Origin of the sequence: Nonomuraea sp. NPDC049129, assembly GCF_040648495.1 — a bacterium.
In the GTDB taxonomy this organism is placed as follows: Bacteria; Actinomycetota; Actinomycetes; order Streptosporangiales; family Streptosporangiaceae; genus Nonomuraea.
The window spans coordinates 150993-167157 of record NZ_JBEZDU010000010.1 but is presented as its reverse complement, the minus strand read 5'-3'; the positions used below and the strand labels follow the sequence as shown (position 1 = coordinate 167157).

17 protein-coding genes and 1 pseudogene are annotated in these 16165 nt (G+C 69.3%); 6 read left to right on the top strand and 12 right to left on the bottom strand.

Annotation, left to right across the window (positions count from 1 at the left end; genetic code table 11):
• The first annotated feature begins 37 nt into the window (after positions 1-37).
• From AB0B64_RS30575 to AB0B64_RS30555, 5 genes are all read left to right on the top strand, one after another.
• A complete protein-coding gene (locus AB0B64_RS30575) occupies positions 38-412 on the top strand; it encodes an FKBP-type peptidyl-prolyl cis-trans isomerase (protein WP_357940076.1) in 375 nt (124 codons plus the stop codon).
• 111 nt (positions 413-523) lie between these two features.
• Positions 524-2050 carry an ATP-dependent DNA ligase gene (locus AB0B64_RS30570; RefSeq protein ID WP_358181467.1) on the top strand — a complete coding sequence of 509 codons (1527 nt, stop codon included), beginning with the start codon at positions 524-526 and terminating at the stop codon, positions 2048-2050.
• 303 nt (positions 2051-2353) lie between these two features.
• Positions 2354-3055 (top strand): septal ring lytic transglycosylase RlpA family protein, encoded by a 702-nt coding sequence (locus tag AB0B64_RS30565; RefSeq protein WP_358181464.1) that lies wholly within the window; start codon positions 2354-2356, stop codon positions 3053-3055.
• Positions 3056-3216: 161 nt separating this feature from the next.
• Positions 3217-4494 (top strand): MFS transporter, encoded by a 1278-nt coding sequence (locus AB0B64_RS30560; protein WP_358181461.1) that lies wholly within the window; start codon positions 3217-3219, stop codon positions 4492-4494.
• 212 nt (positions 4495-4706) lie between these two features.
• Entirely contained in the window at positions 4707-5144 is a 438-nt protein-coding gene (locus AB0B64_RS30555; RefSeq protein WP_358181458.1) for a cupin domain-containing protein, read from the top strand.
• A 144-nt stretch (positions 5145-5288) separates the two neighbouring features.
• Here the strand turns inward: AB0B64_RS30555 and AB0B64_RS30550 are convergent, their stop codons facing one another.
• From AB0B64_RS30550 to AB0B64_RS30525, 6 genes are all read right to left on the bottom strand, one after another.
• Complete coding sequence (locus AB0B64_RS30550) at positions 5289-5774, bottom strand: Ohr family peroxiredoxin (RefSeq protein WP_358181455.1); 486 nt, start codon at positions 5772-5774, stop codon at positions 5289-5291.
• 50 nt (positions 5775-5824) lie between these two features.
• Positions 5825-6571, bottom strand: a complete 747-nt coding sequence (locus tag AB0B64_RS30545; RefSeq protein WP_357940065.1) for a hypothetical protein — start codon at positions 6569-6571, stop codon at positions 5825-5827.
• Between the two features lie 103 nt (positions 6572-6674).
• On the bottom strand, positions 6675-7580 hold the full coding sequence (locus tag AB0B64_RS30540; protein ID WP_358181452.1) for an RNA polymerase sigma-70 factor: 906 nt from the start codon (positions 7578-7580) through the stop codon (positions 6675-6677).
• Positions 7581-7610: 30 nt separating this feature from the next.
• Positions 7611-7841: a hypothetical protein gene (locus AB0B64_RS30535; RefSeq protein ID WP_358181449.1), complete on the bottom strand. Its 231-nt coding sequence runs from the start codon at positions 7839-7841 to the stop codon at positions 7611-7613.
• A 59-nt stretch (positions 7842-7900) separates the two neighbouring features.
• On the bottom strand, positions 7901-8653 hold the full coding sequence (locus tag AB0B64_RS30530; RefSeq protein WP_358181446.1) for an SDR family oxidoreductase: 753 nt from the start codon (positions 8651-8653) through the stop codon (positions 7901-7903).
• Between the two features lie 135 nt (positions 8654-8788).
• Entirely contained in the window at positions 8789-10519 is a 1731-nt protein-coding gene (locus AB0B64_RS30525; protein WP_358181443.1) for an FAD-dependent oxidoreductase, read from the bottom strand.
• Between the two features lie 196 nt (positions 10520-10715).
• On the opposite strand from AB0B64_RS30525, the gene AB0B64_RS30520 reads away from it, so the two are divergent.
• Positions 10716-11513 carry a sigma-70 family RNA polymerase sigma factor gene (locus AB0B64_RS30520; protein WP_358181440.1) on the top strand — a complete coding sequence of 266 codons (798 nt, stop codon included), beginning with the start codon at positions 10716-10718 and terminating at the stop codon, positions 11511-11513.
• On the opposite strand, the pseudogene AB0B64_RS30515 reads toward AB0B64_RS30520, so the two are convergent.
• The 6 genes and pseudogenes from AB0B64_RS30515 to AB0B64_RS30490 form a co-directional block, all read right to left on the bottom strand.
• Positions 11499-12563 (bottom strand): annotated as a pseudogene (locus AB0B64_RS30515) (low temperature requirement protein A); the annotation flags it as partial. The gene AB0B64_RS30520 and the pseudogene AB0B64_RS30515 overlap by 15 nt on opposite strands.
• 188 nt (positions 12564-12751) lie before the next feature.
• The gene (locus tag AB0B64_RS30510) at positions 12752-13426 is read right to left on the bottom strand and encodes a nitroreductase (protein ID WP_357940053.1); all 675 of its coding nucleotides are present in this window, start codon (positions 13424-13426) and stop codon (positions 12752-12754) included.
• Positions 13427-13543: 117 nt separating this feature from the next.
• A complete protein-coding gene (locus AB0B64_RS30505) occupies positions 13544-14110 on the bottom strand; it encodes an NADPH-dependent FMN reductase (RefSeq protein ID WP_357940051.1) in 567 nt (188 codons plus the stop codon).
• A 92-nt stretch (positions 14111-14202) separates the two neighbouring features.
• A complete protein-coding gene (locus tag AB0B64_RS30500) occupies positions 14203-14868 on the bottom strand; it encodes a nitroreductase (RefSeq protein WP_357940049.1) in 666 nt (221 codons plus the stop codon).
• Positions 14869-15137: 269 nt separating this feature from the next.
• Complete coding sequence (locus tag AB0B64_RS30495; RefSeq protein WP_357940047.1) at positions 15138-15623, bottom strand: MarR family winged helix-turn-helix transcriptional regulator; 486 nt, start codon at positions 15621-15623, stop codon at positions 15138-15140.
• A 77-nt stretch (positions 15624-15700) separates the two neighbouring features.
• Positions 15701-16033: a putative quinol monooxygenase gene (locus AB0B64_RS30490; protein ID WP_357940045.1), complete on the bottom strand. Its 333-nt coding sequence runs from the start codon at positions 16031-16033 to the stop codon at positions 15701-15703.
• Positions 16034-16165 lie beyond the last annotated feature (132 nt).

Sequence of the window (16165 nt, the reverse complement as noted above, 5' to 3'; positions counted from 1 at the left end):
CATTCCTGATCGCCAATATTCGTAACAGGAGCAATTCGTGGCACTCGAGAAGCCGGAAATCGACTTCCCGGAGGGCAACCCGCCCACCGACCTGGAGATCGTCGACATCGTCGAGGGGGACGGCCCCGAGGCCAAGCCCGGCCAGAACGTCAGCGTCCACTACGTGGGCGTCGCGTTCTCGACCGGCGAGGAGTTCGACGCGTCGTGGAACCGCGGCGAGGCGTTCGAGTTCCCGCTCGGCGGCGGGCGTGTCATCGCCGGCTGGGACCAGGGCGTGGCCGGGATGAAGGTGGGCGGTCGCCGCAAGCTGGTGATCCCCGCGCACCTCGGCTATGGCAACCGCGGCGCAGGCGCCCGCATCAAGCCGGGCGAGACGCTCATCTTCGTGGTCGACCTCCTGGGCGTCCGCTAACACCCTGGGGCGGGTCGCACACCCGCCCCACCCCTCAGGGGGCCCATCGCCGGGCAAAATGCTGGTCTTGGCGCGACGGATTTGTCGGCGAAGTACGGCAACATAGGGCATGTGCTGTTGATCGACGTGGTACGGGTTTCGGAGGCTGTGACGCGCACGTCCGCCCGGCTCGGCAAGGTCGGCCATCTGGCCGAACTGCTCGGCAGGGTCGGTGCCGACGAGGCGGAGATCGCCATCTCCTACCTGTCGGGTGAGCTCCCGCAGCGTCAGGTGGGCGTGGGCTGGCGGACCCTTCAGGATCCGCCTCCCGCCAAGCTCGCCGCCACCGCCACCCTGACCCACGTCGACGCCCTGCTGTCGAAGATCAAGTCCGTCTCCGGCCAGGGCTCGCAGGCGGCCCGCAAGGCTCTGGTCACCGAACTGTTCGCCGGGCTGACCAGTCAGGAGCAGGCGTTCATGCTCCGGCTGCTCGGCGGCGAGCTGCGCCAGGGCGCCCTCGACGGCGTGATGATCGAGGCGATCGCCAAAGCGTCGGGCGCGCCGTCCGCCGACGTGCGGCGGGCGCTCACGCTGCGCGGCTGGCTGCCCGCCGTGGGCGCGGCGGCGCTGAGCGGTGGCGTGGCGGCGTTGCACGCCTTCAAGCTGGAGGTGGGCCGGGCGGTCTCGCCCATGCTCGCCGGCAGCGCCCCGAACGTCGCCGCCGCGCTGGAGAAGGCGGGCACCCCGGCCGCGCTGGAGTGGAAGCTCGACGGCGTACGCGTGCAGGCGCACCGCTCCGGCGACCAGGTGCGCGTGTTCACCCGCACGCTCGACGACATCACCGCGCAGGTGCCCGAACTCGTGGAGGCCGTGCTCGGCCTGGCCTGCGACGATCTCGTGCTCGACGGCGAGGTGATCGCGCTGCGGCCCGACGGGCGGCCGCACCCGTTCCAGGTGACGGCCAGCAGGGTGACCACCAAGACCGGCGTCCCGCGACTGCGGGAGGACACGCCGCTGAGCGTGTTCTTCTTCGACGCGCTGCGGGTGGACGGGGCCGACCTGCTCGATCTCCCCTACGCCCAGCGCCAGGAGGTCCTCGGCCGGACCGTCACGCCCGGTCTGCTCACGCCGCGCCTCGTCACGGGCGAGGTGCCGGAGGCGGAGAAGTACTTCATCGACGTGATCAAGGCCGGCCACGAGGGCCTGGTCGTCAAGTCGCTGGCCTCCCCCTACGCGGCCGGCCGCCGGGGCGCCGGGTGGATCAAGGTCAAGCCGCGGCACACGCTCGACCTGGTCGTCCTCGCGGCCGAATGGGGTCACGGCCGCCGCGAAGGCAAGCTGTCCAACCTCCACCTCGGCGCCCGCGACCCGGAGAGCGGCGGGTTCGTGATGCTGGGCAAGACCTTCAAGGGGCTGACCGACGAGCTGCTCGCCTGGCAGACCGAACGCTTCCTGGAGCTGGCCGAGGGGCCCACCGACGAGTGGACCGTCAGTCTGCGGCCCGAGCTGGTCGTGGAGATCGCCTTCGACGGGGTGCAGCGGTCGCCGCGCTATCCCGGGGGGATGGCGCTGCGGTTCGCGCGGGTGCTGAGGTACCGGCCCGACAAGCGGGCCGCGGACGCCGACACGGTGGAGACCGTCCGGTCGCTCATGCTCTGACCCTTTTGGTACGGCTCTACTCCTGTTGGGACGTCCTCACCTATCCCCAAGGTGACAGAGTCGGCGTTTTCCGGCTGCCTCAAGATCCCCGGCGTACGCTCAGCGTTCTGGTCGACTCGTGACCAAAGTGAGATATTTCACTGAATGTCCCATTAAGTTGTCTTTACTCGCTGTTTGTCGCATATGTTCGACCACGTTCGCGGGGCACCCGCCCCGAGCGAGGGATCGGCCGACGCGCGCCCCCATATCCGCCCCGACCTGGCCTTTCCCTGTCCTGTCCCCTAGCTAGGACTGTGGTTTACCTTGGGCCAGCACTCCTACAACCCGAGCCGTCCGAACCCGGAGAGCCACAAGAAGGCTCCAGGCAAGCGCCGTTGGGTCACCGTCGCGGCCGGTGCGGCCGTCGTAGCCGCCGCCTCGACCACCGCCTGGGCGGCCGTCGCCAACGACGACGCCCCCAAGCCCACCGCCGCGCTGGACGTGTCTCCGTCCCCCACGTACACGAGGACCGACACCCCTTCCCCCGCCCCCAAGACCCCCGAGCCGAACAAGCCCAGCACCAAGTCGGCGGCCCCCAAGCCCTCATCCAGCCCCAAGGCCACCGCTCTCCCGAAGGCCGAAGCCGCCCAGCCGCCGACCAAGCCGACCGACAAACCGAAGACCGAGCCGGTACGCAAGGTGAAGACCGAGGTTCACAAGCTGAAGACCCGCGTCCTCAGCTCGGGCACCTGCGGCGCGTCCTACTACGACGAAGGGCAGATGACCGCCAGCGGCGAACGCTTCGACCCGTCGGCCATGACCGCCGCCCACAAGACGCTCCCGCTCGGCAGCAAGGTCCGCGTCACGAACCCGGCGAACGGCGACTCGGTCACGGTCCGCATCAACGACCGCGGTCCGTACGTGGGCGGACGCTGCCTCGACCTCTCGGCGGCCGCCTTCTCCGCCATCGGCGACACGGGGTCCGGGGTCATGCGGGTCAAGTACGAGGTCCTCGCCCGCTCCTGACGCCGAGGCCCGCGGTGCGTTAACCTCCACCCATGCCACACCTCTGTGACTGATCAGCAGCCGCCCGGCCCATGACCGGCCGGGCATCCCGCGAAGCGACCCCCCTCTTCGCCCGTCCGGCCCAGGACCGGCCGGACGGCTTGGCTGCTTGGAGTCACCAGGTGTCATCCGTTCCTCCCCGCCTGCCCGGAAACTCGCTGCTCGCGCTGCTGCGCGGCAACCCCGACTTCCGCCGGCTCTTCCTCGCCTCCGCCCTCAGCCTGACCGGCGACTGGTTCACCTTCGTCGCCCTGAACGCCTTCGTCTACCACCGCACCGGCTCGGCCGGGCTGACGGCTCTGCTGTTCGCCGTCGAGTCGCTGCCCGGCATCCTGCTGATGCCGCTCATCGGCTCGCTGACCGACCGCCTGGACCGCCGCCGCCTGCGCATCGCCTGCGACCTGGCCGCCATCGTCCCCCTCGCGGGCCTGCTCGCCGCCTTCCACCTGGAGTCGGTCCCCATGGCGCTGGTCTCGCTGGCCGCGCTGTCGGTGTCGGCCGCGGTGTCCAGCCCGATCCCCGAGGTCGTACTCCCCAACCTCGTCGCCCCCGACCGGCTGCCCACCGCGCAGGCCGCGCTCGGCAGCCTCTACTCCTCCGGCCTGCTGCTCGGCGCCGGGCTCGGCGGCCTGGCCACGGCCGCCTGGGGCAGCACGGCCACGCTGCTGGTCGACGCCGCCTCCTTCGCCGCGTCCGCCGTCCTCATCGCCCGCATCCGCCGCCCCTTCTCCACGGCGACGGAGGCCCGCCGGACGCGCGTACATACCGACACCGCCGAACTGTGGCGCTTCATCCGCGCCACTCCCACCGTGGCGGCCCTGCTCCTGCTGACGGCGGGCCTGCGCTTGTGCTACGGCATGGTCGGCCTCCTGCCCGTCTACGCGCTCGAACGGTTCGGCACCACCGACGCCGGAGTCGGCGTCCTCTACATAGCGCAGGGGGTGGGCGCCGTGCTCGGGCCGTTCGTGGGGCGGTGGCTGATCGGGAAGTGGCGACCGCTTGGGAAGGGGCGGCTGATCGGGACGCCGTCGCGGCGGCGGTTGATCGTGTCGGGTGGCGCTCTGGCGGTGTTCGGGCTCGGCTACCTCGCCCTGGCCCAGGCCGGTGGGCTGTGGTCGGGCGTACCCGCCGCCATGGCCGGCCATCTCGGGGTGGGCGCGTGCGCCATCCTGGCCATCAACGGGCTGCAACTGGCCAGCCCCGACCACATCCGCGGCCGCGTGATGGTCACCGCCTTCGGGCTGTCGTCGGGGCTGCAGGGGGTGTCGTCGCTGGCGGTGGCCCCGCTGGCCGTCGCGCTGGGCATGGCGGGGGCCACGCGCGCGCTCGGCGTACTCGCGGTCGGCTTCGCCCTGGTCTGGCTCTTGTACGCGCTCCGGCTGCCGGAACCAGCGGAATGAGGCTTCGACAGGTCGGATGGTGGGCGTAAGGACATGCGTCCGCAAAGCCTCGGCCCTATGCGCTCAAACCCAGCCTGACCAGCGCATATGCGGGTAAACAGGCATTGACCGCAAGGCCACGCTCCGCAGCGGACACGCCGTCCATCGGTCCGGAAAGGCGTGGCCGACGCGAGATCGCCTGTGCCGCGCAGACATACGGAGGTGCAGTACCCGTGTCCAACGACTCGATGGACAGGACCGCCGATCAGGGGAGCTCTGCGGCGTTCGGCCCCAAGATGCTGGCGGACATCCAGCCGCCCTTCATTCCCGACGGTGCCTCGGCGATGACCGTCCTCGTCGACTGGCCTCCCGGCCACCCCGGCGCCGCTCCGCACCGCCACTCGGGGCCGGCCTTCGGCTACGTGATCGAGGGCGCGGTCCTGTTCGAGCTCGAGGGTGAGCCTGAGCGCGTGATCAAGGCAGGAGAGACGTTCTGGGAGCCGGGCGGCGACGTGATCCACTACCAGGACGGCAACGCCTTGCCGGACGCGCCGACCAAGTTCGTCGTGTTCATGCTGTGTGAGCCGGGTCAGCCGATGCTCACGTACGTCGAAGAAGAGGAGCTGGCGCAGCGGGCCCACCTGCGCGCCCCGCGTCCCACCGGCGGCTGATCCGCCTGTTCGATACAGCGGACCCCGCGTCTTTACCTGGCGGCCGGAGAGCCGGACATCGGCTCTCCGGCCGCCGAGCTGTCGGACCGGTGATCAGGTGCGCACAAGGGTGCGCATGGACGGCAATGCCGTGGCGCCATGGGCTCAGGGGGCGAGGTTGATGGTGCCCGGGATGCCCTGGCGGGTCATCTTGGCGTACGGGGACAGCGCGCTCGCCTGGGCGAGCAGCGGGGTGGCCGTGTCGCGTTCGACTCCGGGCCAGGTCACGACGAGGTCGGCGCGTAGCTCGTAACCGCCGTCGGCGGGGTCGCGGCCGAACGCGACGGTCACCTCCACGGTGATCGGTCCGGGGTCGAGGAGGTGCCGGCGGGCCAGCAGGCTGAGGGCGCCGTGGAAGCAGGCGGCGTACCCGGCGGCGAAGAGCTGCTCAGGGTTCGGGCCGGTGACGTCACCGCCCAGTTCCTCGGGCATCCGCATCTCCAGATCGAGCACGCCGTCGGCGGAGCGGGCCCGGCCGGTGGCCCGGCCGTGAGCGGAGCTGCCGCCGCTCACGGCGACGCGCGTGACATAGAGCGGTTTGAACGTGGAGCCGCGGTAGTCGTGCTCCGTGGACAGTGTCGGGTCGTTCACCGGTACGCCTTTCAGCGGCACACGGGGCGCCTGCGGTAGGGGGAGGCTGGTCATGGGCGGTGCCAGCGCTGCAACTTGTCGGGGTTCAGCACGATCCACACTGCGGTGACCTCGGCTCCGGCGACGCTCACGTCGGCCACCGCCACCGCTCGGCCCGCCTGGCGCAGGACCAGGCCCGTCCGGCCGTTCACGGACTCGACGGCCACCTCGGTGCCGGACTGGCCGGTCAGCAGGGCCGTGACGAACCGGGCTACCGCGTCCGCGCCGTAGGTGGGGCGTACGGCGGCGCGCAGTTTGCCGCCACCGTCGCTCACGACCATCGCGTCGGCGGCCAGGACCGCCCGCAGGGCCGCCGCGTCCCCCGTGTCGCAGGCCGCGGCGAACCGGCGCGCGACACGATCGTGTCTGGCGAGCATCGCTCGGTCCGGCCTGGGCGGCTGGAGCACCGGACCCGTGCCGGGCTCGGGCCAGCGTGCCGGGCCGGCGGCGGGCTCCGGCCGGCGCACCGGACCGGCGGTGGTGAACGCTCCGGGTCGCGGTGTGCCGCCGGGGGCGTGGCTCGGGGCGGCAGTGGCGAGCAGGTCCAGGCAGAGACCTCCGGCGACCCGCGTCAGCCAGGCGCGCGGTACCGCGATGACGGCGCGTTCTTCGTCGTCGAGGGCGTACCAGCGGCGATAGGTCTCAAGGACGATCCAGTCGGCCGTCACCTCCGAGCCGAACATCCACAAGGCGATCTCGAGGAGGTGCTGCCGTTCGTCGAGCATCTCCGCCAGCGTCCCGGCGCTCACTTCGGTCATGTCCTGCCGCCCTGTTCTTTCGGTGTCGGCAGTTAAGACCACGCAGCCGGTCTTGTTGTGACACCACGAGAGGCGGACGTACTGGGCGGCGGCGGACGGTCTGTCAGACCAGGTGGTGTGACCGTTCGAAGGCGCCGAGTTTGGCCGGGTTGACGATCCACATGACGTGGTGGATGCCCTGCGGCGAGGCCTCGATGGTGAGCAGGACGACGTCGGTGTGGTTGCGAGGGACGAGCACGCCGGCGCGCCCGTTCGCTTCGACCCACGTCATCTCGGCGCCCGGCCAGAATCGTGGCGCGTACGCGGCCAGGAACTTCGCCACGCGGGTGCTGCCCAGCAGCGGGAATCGCGCCGCCCCTCTGATACCGCCGCCGTCGGAGGAGCTGACCACGTCCGCGGCGAAGAGGTCTTCGAGAGCGGCGACGTTCCCCGTCTGGGCGGCGTCCAGGAAAACGGCCAGGAGACGCCGATGCTCCATCTTGTCGATGGGCTCGCGTCGTGCGGCGGTCAGGCGTTTGCGGGCGCGGCTCACGAGCTGACGAGCGTTGACCGGGGTGAGCTGAAGGATCTCCGCGATCTGCGTGTACGGGTAGACGAAGGCCTCGCGCAGCACATAGGCGGCCCGCTCGGTGGGGGCGAGCCTCTCGAGCAGCAGCAGGAAAGCGAGTTCGAGAGCTTCGCCCCGTTCGGCGCCCAATGTGGGGTCGAGGCTGGTGTCGACCGGCTCGGGGAGCCAGGGCCCTATATAGGTTTCGCGTCGCGAATGAGCGGAGCGAGCGACGTTGATGGCCAGGCGGGTGGTGATCAACGCCAGGAAGGCCGAGGGGTTCTCGATGGTCGCGCGGTCGGTGTTCTGCCAGCGCAGCCAGACTTCCTGAAGGATGTCCTCGGCTTCCACCGCGCTGCCGAGCATCCGATAGGCGATGCCGAACAGGCGCGGGCGCAGCTCGACGAAGGCGGATGCGGCCTGATCGAGTGCGCTCACCTGTTCCAGGGATTCCGCAGGCATACCTACCCCCGTCTCCGCGGCATCGGCGGCTCACGCACCCTGATCGCCGCGCCGGGAGTCGTCCTCCAGCGCCTCGACCGCGCCGAGCAGACCCCGCAGGCCGATCTCCTCGCGCTCGGCGTCCGTCGGATCGAAGAGCCATTCGGTGACCGGCAGTTCGGCGGCCTCCTCCGCACGGCTCGCCTCGATCAGGGTCACCTCCTCCTCGACCTCGATCTGGAGTTCGTACAAGAAGCCGTCGTCGCCGCTCGGAGCGCTCATGATTCCTCCATACGTGGCTTGGGTGTGCGGTCAAGGCGACCGGAAGTGAAGACGGGTGGCTACTGGGCGGTGCTCTGCTCGAGCCAGTCGCGGTAGCGGATCTTGCCCAGGGTCGCGCCCTCACCCGGCACCAGCGTCCGCTCGCCCGGCACGCTGCCGTAGTAGCGCGCCTGCGGGTCGGCGACCACCGTGCGCGGGTCGCCCCACGCGGTCAGGGCGTCGCGGAAGAACTCGTCCATCCGTGACTGCTCGGGCCCGGCCACCTCGACCCGGCCGTTCAGTGGCTGCCCCACCGCGACCCGGCCGACCGCCTGCGCGACCTCTTCACCCGCGATGGGCTGGAACCGCACGGGCGCGATCCGTACCTGGTCGCCCTCCGTGGACTGGTCCGCGATGCTCCGGATGAACTGGAAGAACTGGGTCGCGTGCACGAGCGAGAACGGGATCCCCGACTTTTCGATCAGCTGCTCCTGAGCGATCTTCGCCGCGAAGTAGTCGTTCTCCGGCATCCGCTCCGTCCCCACCACCGACAGCGCGACATGATGCCCGACCCCGGCGACCGCCTCGGCGGCGAGCAGGTTGCGGGTGGAGGTCTCGAAGAACTCCATCACCGCGGCCCGCTCGAACGACGGCGAGTTCGACACGTCGATCACCACCTGCGCGCCCGCCAGCACCTCCGCCAGCCCTTCACCGGTGAGCGTGTTGACGCCGGTGCTCGGCGCCGCCGCCACCGCCTCGTGACCGTGCTCACCCAGCTTCGCCACCACGTTCGATCCGATGAGGCCAGTACCGCCGACCACGACGACCTTCATGGCACAGCCCTTTCCGTCCGCCGGGGCACCCATGTGCCAACCGGTCCGCCAGCTAAGACAGGGCAGCCTCCGGCCTTGTGACAGCTCCGGCGAAATTTCTTTTCTCGGGCCGCGGGTGACGCCGTCCGTACGTCGCTACTCCACGAGTCTTCCGACGCTGGAGACCTCGCGCATGAGCGCCGCGACCTCGGCGGGAATCGGCGGGATGGCCTCCCTCTCCACCGATCCGGGACCGGACCACACCAGGTTGACCTGCAGCGAGGGGTCGAGTTCTGGGTAGTCGGAGCGGTTGTGGCAGCCGCGGGTCTCGCGACGCTCCAGCGCGGTCTCGACCGTCGCGCGGGCGGCGAGCGCGGCGGACTTCAGGTCGAAGGCGTGGGCCAGGTCCTGGAAGCCGGCGATGTCCGGATGTACCCCGACGTCGGCGATGCGCGCCTCCACCGCGGCGAGTTCGGCGAGACCCTTCCGCAGGCCGCCCTCGTCACGTACCACGCCGGCATGCTCCGTCATGATGTCGCGGAGGGCTCGCTGCAGCGCGCGTACGTTCTCGGGGCCGTCCGCGGCGAGGAGTTCGTCCACCTCCGCCCGTGCCGCGTCGAGCGCCTCGGCCGAGCGGCGCTGGGCGTCGAGGCCCGCGGAGTACTCGGCCGCCGCCTGGCCGACGATGCGGCCGAAGACGAGGAGCTCGATGAGGGAGTTGCCGCCGAGGCGGTTGGCGCCGTGCAGGCCGCTGGCCGCCTCCCCGATCGCGTACAGGCCGTCGACGCCCGTGCCATGGTCTTCGGGTCGCACCCAGACCCCGCCCATCGAGTAGTGCGCGGTCGGCGCGATCTCGATCGGCTCCTTGGTGATGTCGAGCATCTGCAGCTCCAGAAGCGTCTGGTAGACGCGCGGCAACCGGGTCATGATCGTCTCGCGTGGCAGATGCGACACATCCAGCCAAACGCCGCCGTTCGGGGTCCCGCGGCCTTCTTTGATCTCTGTGTACGCGGCCAGTGCGACGCGGTCGCGCGTGGACAACTCCATCCGCTCCGGGTCGTACTTGGACATGAACCGCTCGCCGAGCTGGTTGCGCAGGATTCCGCCCTCGCCCCGGGCCGCTTCGGAGACGAGGGTGCCGGCCGCGTTCTCGGGGGCGATGAGACCGGATGGGTGGAACTGCACCAGTTCGGGGTCGCGGATGCGGCAGCCGGCCAGGACGGCGAGGCGGAAGGAGTCGCCGGTGTTCTCGTCCCTCCGGGAGGAGGTGCGCCGCCAGATCCGGGTGTGGCCGCCGGCGGCCAGGATCACCGCGTCGGCATGGATGACATAACGGCTGCCATCGGTCAGGTCGAACCCATACGCGCCGAAGACCGCGTTGTCACGGACGAGAAGGCGGGTGATGTACACGGTGTCGAGGATGGGGACATCCAGCTGCGCCGCACGGTTGATCAGGGTGCGCTGGATCTCGAGCCCGGTGTAGTCGCCGGCGTAGGCGGTGCGCCGGTAGGTGTGGGCGCCGAAGAAGCGCTGCGAGATTCGCCCGTCCTGTTCGCGGGCGAACGGCATGCCGTAATGCTGAAGGTCTTCGATGCCACGTGCCGCCCCCTCGGTGACGATTCTCACCGTCTCCGGATTGGCCAGGAGATAGCTCTCCTTGAGGGTGTCCGCCGCGTGTTGTTGCCAGGTGTCCTCGGGGTCCATCGTGGCGAGCGCCGCGTTGATGCCGCCCGCCGCGAGCGAGGTGTGCGCGTCCGCCTTCGGCCGTTTGCCCACCGCGAGGACGCCGACCCCGCGCTCGGCGAGTTCGATGGCGGCCCGCAGGCCGGCTCCTCCCGTCCCGATGACCAGGACGGACGTGGCGATCCGCTTCTCCGGCACGTGCATGGTGCTCCTTTGGCCGCATGGATGAAAGCCGTTACGGGAGCAAGACCGGGTAGCGGCGTGATTTGTGACATCCATCGAGGTGCTTCCCTCGTCCCTGGCCTGTCCCCCCACTGCCCAAGAGATAGGCGGCAGGTAATATGCCAGAAATATCCCAAAGCTCGCATTAGCCGACAAAAGGGATGCCGGAGCGGGGGCGATGGCAGTGGCTGATCCTGGAGATCTCGAACATGCGGCGGCGGTGTTCGTCAGTGTGCGGCCGCGCCTGTTCGGGATCGCGTACCGGATGCTGGGCGCGACCGAAGCCGAAGACCTGGTGCAGGACGTCTGGCTGCGCTGGCAGGCCTACGATCGCGCCACGGTGGGCAGCCCGGGCGGGTTCCTGGCGACGGTGACGATGCGGCTGGCGATCAACGCCGCCCAGTCCGTACGCATGCGCCGCGAGACCTGCGCCGGCCCGTGGCTGCCCGAACCCGTCGACACCGGCGCGGACCCGTACCTCGGCGCCGAGCGCGGCGAGGTCCTGGAGTCCGCGGTCCTGCTGCTCCTGGAGCGGCTCACGCCCGCCGAACGGGCGGCGTACATGCTGCGCGAGGCCTTCGACTACCCCTACCGGCAGATCGCCGACATCATCCGGCTCAGCGAGCCGGCCGTACGCCAGCTGGTCAGCAGGGCCCGCAAACACCTGCTCGTCGAACGCCGCACCCCCGTGGCCAGGGCCGAACAACGCAGACTGCTGACCGCCTTCGTCACCGCCGCCCGCTCCGGCGATCTGACCGCGCTGGAAGCGCTCCTCACCGCGGCCTGGTCGAGCACGAACGCGCGGTCTGCTTCACGAGTCGCCAGAGCTGGAAAGCCGCGGGTCCTGGCGACGCGCTCCGGCGCGGGCCCCGACAGCCGCGGCCATGATCGTGACGGCGACCAGCAGCACGCAACCGGCCGCGATGGCCGCGACCACAGCGGCCACGCCGATCCGCGGTGTCGCGAGCGGCATTGACAAGATGAGGGCGACGCAACCCAGGACGGCCGCCGGAGGGATGACGGGCTCGGTGGTGACAAGCGCGTGGACCGCCCACAGCGCGGCGAGATACACAGCGGCGGGGATGGCGACCGCGTAGCCGAGTGCCGGCGGTGACGCCGCGACGCCGCGCCCGCTCTGCTCCACCGCCACTTCGAGCCCGGCGCCGAGTGCCGCCAGGGCGGCGAAGATGCCGTAGTGGCCGTACCCCCACTGGTACGACCGATGACGGCGGTCACTGAGCCCCTCCCCGGCTTCCACGAGGAAGTAAAGCCACCAAAGAGCGAACAGCAGGACGAGGCCGCACCCGGCGATGACGACCAAGGGCGCCCTGATCTCGCCCGTTGCGAGCGCCCCTTCGACGCCCCGGCTCGCGGCCAGGACGCTCTCACCGAGCAGGATGATCGTGAACAGGCCGTAGCGCTCGGCGATGTGGTGCGGATGCCAGTTGGTGGCCCTGGCCCGCTCCGCCCACAGGGGCACCGCGAGTTCCAGGACATCCAGGAGAACGAAGGACAGCAGCCCGGAGAACCAGGGAAAGGCTCCCGTCTGCGCGATCAGGAAGCGAAGCGCCCAGCCCAGTGTCACGAGACTGATGGCGCCGGCGTAGCGCAGCGCGGTGCGGCGGCGCGCCCGGTCTTCGAGACCGGCCCGCAGCCATTGGCCGACGAGCCCGATCCTCATGATGACGTAGCCGAGGGTGACGATCCCATAGTCGGAGTGATCGGCCGCGGCGGGCACACCGGCGGCGAGGGTCAGCACGCCGGCCATCTGCACCATGGTCAGCAGCCGGTAGGCGACATCGTCGGTGTCGTAGGACGAGGCGAACCAGGTGAAGTTCATCCACGCCCACCAGATCGCGAAGAACACCTGGAGGAACGGGACCAGCCCGGCGAGACCGTGACCGGCGGCGATGCTGTGCGCGAGCTGGGCGGTGACACTGGCGACCGCGATCACGAAGGTGAGGTCGAACAGCAGTTCGAGCTGGCTCGAAGTGCGGTGCGGCTCGTCGATGGGACGAGCGCTCATCCGGACTCGGACTCGGATGATGCTGCCGGGTGATGGCAAGGTCTCGCTCCTGTGGCTGCGCGACGTCCTGGTACGTCGGAAAGACAGAGCAGCGGGCCGATCTGTGACAACCGGTTCTGAACCGTCCGGGCCCCGCAGCGATGACATTGGGAGGGAGGCACCCCGTCACGCCGGATGCGATCGCCGTGCTACCCGTCGACGAACGTGACCGTCTCGTCGAGCGGCGCCCGGCCCGTACGGATGTAATCCACCGTGACGTCCTCGAACCCGATCGACATGCCGCAGAAGAGGATGAGCCCCTCCGGAGGCGACACGACCTCAGCGACGGTCTTGCGGAACACCGACCAGGCCATCTGCGGGCAACTGTTCAACCCCTCGGCGCGCAACAGCAGCATGACAGTCTGCAAGAACATGCCGAGATCGGCCCACTGAGGCCGGCCCATGTCACGGTCGATGTAGCAGAACAACGCGGCCGGCGCACCGAACGCCTGCCAGTTGCCGGCTGCGGCCCGCTGCCGCGCCTCCCAATCCCCCCGTGGAATACCGAGCGCGCCGTACCGCTCCTCCCCAAAAGCCGCGCGGCGCTCCTGGTACGGAGACTTCAGCGCAGGCGGGTACATCTCGTACTCCCGCTCATCCCAAGCATCACGCGCCGCCACCCGCTCACCCGCACGCTTCTTCAGCTCGGCCAACGGCTCGCCCGTCACCACATAGGCCCGCCACGGCTGAAGGTTCGATCCGGACGGGGCCCAAGCCGCCGCCGACAACACCCGCTCCAGCACCTCGCGAGGAACAGGCCGATCGATGAACCCCCGCACCGCCCGCCGACTCGTGACCGCCTCATAGACGTCCAAGATCGCCATCTCCGTTCCTGCCCAACGTGTTTACACAATTGACAGTAGAGGAGCGGAAAATGTGACAAGCAGCGGTCAGGAATCACGTCCGGCTTCCAGGCTCGGTCCCCGGGGGATCCATGGCGGTTACAGGTCCGGGATGTCGTGATGGTGGCGTCGGATGTGCGCCGCGAAGGCCCGCATGTATCCGGTCAGAAATTCGGCGGTGGCCGGCACCTGGATGTCGCCCTTGTCGTCGATCAGTCCCTTGCTGAAGTGGATGTAGGCCTCGGGCTGCCCCAGCACCGGGGAGTTGGTGAAGGACAGGATGGTCTTGAGATGCTGCTGTGCGACCGCGGTGGAGATCGGGCCGGGTGAGGTTCCGATGATCGCGGACGGCTTGCCGTTCAGCACATTGGATCCATAGGGCCGGGTCGCCCAGTCGATGGCGTTCTTCAGCGCGCCGGGGATGGACCGGTTGTACTCGGGGGTGACGAACAGGAGCGCGTCGGAGGCCTTGATCGCGTCCTTGAACTCCAGGGCCACGGCGGGGTAGTTGGGGTCGTGGTCGTGGCTGTACAGGGGCAACTCGCCGATGGGGATCTCCGTGAGGCGGAGCTCCGGCGGCGCGAGCCGGCTCAAGGCCACAGCGAGCTTCCTGTTGATCGACTTCTGGGACAGGCTCCCGACGATGTAGCCCACGGTGTAGGTCATTGCGTTTCCTCTCGATCTCTTTATGTGCCGACGTCGACATCGACGGTCTGGCCGGTGATGAAGAACGGCGTCCGTGATCCTTGTTCGGCGGACTAACCGTCGACGAACATGACCGTCTCGTCGAGCGGCGCCCGCCCTGTACGGACGTAATCCACCGTGACGTCCTCGAACCCGATGGACATGCCACAGAAGAGGATGAGCCCCTCCTCGGGTGACACGACCTCGGCGACGGTCTTGCGATACATCGACCACGCCATCTGCGGGCAACTGCTCAGGCCCTCGGCGCGCAACAGCAGCATGACGGTCTGCAAGAACATGCCGAGGTCGGCCCACTGAGGCCGGCCCATGTCACGGTCGATGTAGCAGAACAGGGCCGCGGGAGCACCGAAGCACTGCCAGTTGTCGGCAGCGGTCCTCTGCCGCGCCTCCCAGTCATCCCGCGCGATACCAAGAGCGCCGTAACGCTCCGCCCCGAAGGCGGATCGGCGCTCATAGTAGGGAGACTTCAGCGCGGGCGGATACGTCTCGTATTCGCGCTCGTCCCAGGGATCACCCGTGGCCACCCGCTCACCCGCACGCTTCTTCAGCTCGGCCAACGGCTCGCCCGTCACCACATAGGCGCGCCACGGCTGCAGATTCGACGCGGACGGGGCCCAAGCCGCCGCCGACAACACTCGCTCCAGCGCCTCCCGAGGAACAGGCCGATCGGTGAACCCCCGCACCGCCCGTCGGCTCCTGACCGCCTCATAGACGTCCAAGATCCCCACCTCCCATCTTTGTCTCGATCACGACGGTATCATTCAATACCATTCGATGACAAACGTGTCCGACACAAGTCAAGCTGGGGTCGCGTCCGGGAGGCCGCGCCTGTACGAGTGGCGACCACCCCCAAGCCTGGTTCGGTCGGCCGTTGTGGGAGATGGAGCCGGCCGATGCCGACATCTACTTCGGGAAGGCGCCGCGCGGCACCGCGAAGGGCACCCGGCCGTCACGGGCCCAGGCGCTCAAGTCGTTCGTCTTGTCCCGCTTACGCCTCGTCGCCCGCGGGATAGGCGAACCGGGTCAGCAACTCCCTCAGCTGCTCGGACCCGTCAGACCCCAGGTCGGCGACCAGATGCTCAGCCAGCGGCTCCGCCGCCACATGGGCCGCGTCGAAAAGCTCGACACCCTGCGGAGTGATCTCCACCGCCCGCACCCGCCGATCCCCCGGAACGCTCTTGCGTACGGCCAGCCCCTTACGCTCCAGGTCGTCCACGACCCGCATGATCCCCGCCTTGTCCGTCCCCGTCGCGGCCGCCAGGTCCCGCTGCACCGTGGGCCCGCGGTCGACCAGCACGATCAGCACGGCGAAGTGCCGCAACTCGATGCCGAGCGGCCGGAGCGCCTCTGACATGACCGTGGCCGCGCGCCAGTGCGCCTGACGCAGCAGCAAGCCGAGAGCGAAGGGCGAGGCATCCCCCGGACGGTCGGTCGCACGCGAGGCGGCGGTCCTACGAGGAACATCGGCGCTCATGAGCGCTATATTACCGGCCATCTTTTCATTCGATACCGTAGCAAATGAAATCAATCACGTGCCGACGGTGTGGGCGCTCAGTCCCGCCCGGGTACGGCCATCTCACCGAGCAGGGACCAGTCGTCCTGAGGAACGGTCGCGTTCACGATGCGCGGTGTCTCGGCGAGGTACGGCGGCAGGGTCCGCTGCGCCTGCTTGAAATGCTCGGACTGGACGTGCGCCGCCCCGGCCTCGTCATCGCGAAACGCCTCGACCAGCACATACTCGCTCGGATCCGCCACACTGCGCGACCAGTCGAACCACAGGCAGCCAGGTTCGTCGCGGGTCGCCTGGGTGAAGTCGCCGACGATCTCAATGAACCGGTCGGCGTGCTCAGGCAGGACGCGGAACTTCGCGGTAATGAAGATCATGGAGGCCATTTCCTTCGGTGAGCTGCGTACAGGTCGAGATTAGCGTCAGCACCTCGCCGAATCGACGTACCCACCAGTGGTCTCCGGCAGACATAAGCGCGAAGGCTCGTACAGTCGGCTGGCGTCAACACA